This window comes from Acerihabitans sp. TG2 (assembly GCF_035013185.1).
In the GTDB taxonomy this organism is placed as follows: Bacteria; Pseudomonadota; Gammaproteobacteria; order Enterobacterales; family Enterobacteriaceae; genus Acerihabitans.
Map to the genome: position 1 here is coordinate 1 of NZ_JAYGJO010000067.1, position 3,051 is coordinate 3,051.

Annotated in this window: 2 protein-coding genes and 1 pseudogene; 2 read left to right on the forward strand and 1 reads right to left on the reverse strand. The window is 37.7% G+C overall.

What is annotated here, in order from left to right; genetic code table 11:
* Positions 1-223: pseudogene (locus tag SJI19_RS24360) on the forward strand (Appr-1-p processing protein); the annotation flags it as partial.
* A gap of 217 nt (positions 224-440) precedes the next feature.
* Here SJI19_RS24360 and SJI19_RS24365 read toward each other — a convergent pair.
* Complete coding sequence (locus SJI19_RS24365) at positions 441-1,133, reverse strand: SinI family restriction endonuclease (protein ID WP_323480821.1); 693 nt, start codon at positions 1,131-1,133, stop codon at positions 441-443.
* A 353-nt stretch (positions 1,134-1,486) separates the two neighbouring features.
* Between SJI19_RS24365 and SJI19_RS24370 the strand changes: the two genes are divergently transcribed.
* Positions 1,487-2,896, forward strand: a complete 1,410-nt coding sequence (locus SJI19_RS24370) for a DNA cytosine methyltransferase (RefSeq protein WP_323480822.1) — start codon at positions 1,487-1,489, stop codon at positions 2,894-2,896.
* Positions 2,897-3,051 lie beyond the last annotated feature (155 nt).

A 3,051-nucleotide genomic window follows, 5' to 3' on the forward strand; every position in this document is an offset into this window, starting at 1 on the left:
GGTTAGTGAATTGATCGATGGTTTTGAATCGCCATTCGGTATGGAATTGCTTTCGACCGTTGACTGGTTATTGACCCAAGAAAATTGTGAGCCAACCTTAGCCGCTGTGAAAGAGGGCTTAAGGCGTTGGCCTGCAGGCGAACGCTGGGCCAACAGAAAATTAAAATTGTTTGACGATAATAATCTGAGTTTTGCCATTCATCGGTTAACTGCCTATTCTTAGCCAGTTGTGCTTGGGTAATAGCAAAGATGTAGGCTGAAGATGATTTTTATCAACGCCTGCATGCTTACAAGAAGCACTTAGCGTGAATGCGCGGTTGGTGCGAAATTTATAGTATTAAGTGCGTATTTTAATGAATAAATGTCTAAAGAACGCGCAAACTATGGGTCTGTGCTTTTATGCCTGATAAGAAGAACACAGCCCCATCATTGACTATATTTTATGAGAGTGCATTTAAATAATTTTTAACAAATTCTCTAAAATTTTTTTCTGTTAAATTTTTATTGCATATTTCATCTGGGAATGCATTCCAGTTTGTGGCATTTCGTCGAGAAAAAGTTCTAAACCATTTTTTGATAGGGGTATTGTCACGTATTTTGTTACTTGACGAGTTTTCCGTATTGTCTCGATTTTTAACTTGAAGCAGTCTCCATTCACCTATATCTTGGCTATAATAAATAAAATCAACAGCTTTAACAATTGTTCCCGAACACCATATCCAACCAGATGGTTCTAATTTTTCAGCGAGATACCTCTCTAAAAGATCGCCGACAATGTTTTCTGCTCCCATTGAAAGTCGATGTTCTTCTTTTATTCTTGCAAGATTCTCTTCTGGGATATCAAAACTAACATTCAGAACAATGCTTACGACCTCATCAGAAACAGTAGCCGGAGGTGTGGGCTTTCTCGGCATTCGACTTAAATAAAAACTGTTTGCTAAATAAGCTATATGTTCTTCTTTCCCGAAATTTCGTTTAATTTCATTATCTCTTGGTACAGAACAGTTTTCAGGAAACTGTGATAAGAATTTTATTAAAAGCACAAATCTATTTGAAAGAGTCGGATCGATTTGATCCATTTTTTGTTTAGCAAGCTCTTCCGAATTATAAACAAAAGATTCCACTTGTGACATTATAATCTCCTAATGTTTTCAAGCAGTATAATTCGTCAGTTAATAAAGTTAAAGGTAAAAATTATCTACAGGTGAGAAAATTGTAGGCCACATCCCTGTGTAGAGGGCTACTTTAGTATAGAACATTTTTTCTGCAATGGGTAGGTTGTTCCGAAGCGCATCACTTTAGGACGTGCTTGTTTTTGTGACTCCAATCTGACCAGAGGTTGAGATAAGACATTAATGATTATTAATATCATATAGTTGTGTGTTTTAAGTAAAAAAAATTCTATGGCAATCAGTCTGATACTATTGACAATTTTACGCAGTAACGTCAAAGTGGTATGAGTTTTTTATCGTTAAGGAACATAAAATTGAGTACCATTTTGACCGTTAATGAGGTCTCTGAAATCCTAGGGATTTCACCTCAGAGAGTTCGTGCATTATGCAGATCGGGTTATTTACATGACGCGAGGCAAGCTGGGAGAGTATGGCTAATTGATAAACAAAGCGTCATGAAGTATAAAAATAACTTATTTACTGAAGACAGAATCACAAAAGTCACAACTTCAGAGCCTATTGCACTCAGTTTCTTTTCTGGCGCTATGGGTTTAGATTTGGGTATTGAAAAAGCAGGCTTTAAGACTCTTCTTGCATGTGAAATAGATAAAAGTGCCCGGAAAACAATTAAAAGTAACAGGCCTGATATAGCCCTTATTGGAGACATACGAGATTATTCTCCTCAAGAAATAATGGAGCATGCTGGACTTAAACTCGGTGATGAGGTTGACCTAATAATGGGCGGGCCTCCTTGCCAAGCATTTTCAACAGCAGGGAAACGTTTGGGCTTTGAAGATGAAAGAGGGAATATTTTTTTAAAATACATTGAAACTATTTTTGAAATTAAACCAAAGTATTTCATTATAGAAAACGTTCGTGGACTTCTTTCTGCACCTTTACAGCATAGGCCTCATAACCAGCGAGGTGATGATTTTCTCCCTTTGAAAAGTGAAGAGGAATCGGGGGGGGTTTTAAGCTATATTTATAGAATGATTAAGGCCTCAGGATATAGTTGTTCATTTGAATTGTATAATGCTGCTAATTTTGGTGTCCCTCAAACACGAGAGAGAGTAATAATGATGTGTGCGCGAAGTGGAGAAAAGATCCCTTATTTAGAACCGACACACTCTAAAGATAGTCATTTTGGATTACCTTCTTGGAAAACATTTAGGGATGCAGTGAATGGCTTAGATGAAGCTTCTCATACTCACCTAGAATTCCCTGATAAGAGGAAAAAATACTATAGATTACTTGGCCCTGGCGAGTATTGGAAAAACTTACCTCTTGAATTACAAAAAGAAGCGCTAGGTAAGTCTTTTTTCTCTGGAGGCGGTAAAACTGGCTTTTTGAGACGATTGGCATGGGATAAACCTTCTCCAACGTTAGTTACCCACCCAGCTATGCCTGCAACTGATTTAGCTCATCCTGAAGAGTTACGCCCATTATCAATTGAAGAGTATAAGAGAATTCAGCAATTCCCAGAAGATTGGAAAATAGAGGGTAAACTATTAGATAAGTATAAGCAACTGGGAAATGCAGTACCAATAGGTCTTGGCTACGCGGTGGGAAAACATATTTTGCAATTTAACAAGGGCGTAGTCCCAAAGTTATATCAAGGATTTAAATACTCAAGATACAAGGATACATCGGATGTTGAACTTGAGCAAAAAATTAACAATAACGCAGGGAATAAATCACAATTAGATATTCCATTATATGTATGAAAAAAGGCGGAGTGTGACACATACCCGGGGTGGTCTAAATTGTGCGCTGATTACCCTGGAAACTAGGGGTGCGGACATTGACTGGATCGTGATACATCGTAAGCGCCGTTAAATCGACGTACTCCTCCTATCCATACTGCGGCACATTTTTAAAA

Bases quoted from the DNA above. Each gene is read 5' to 3' on its own strand.
- SJI19_RS24365 (WP_323480821.1), bottom strand. From the start codon at position 1,133: ATGTCACAAGTGGAATCTTTTGTTTATAATTCGGAAGAGCTTGCTAAA.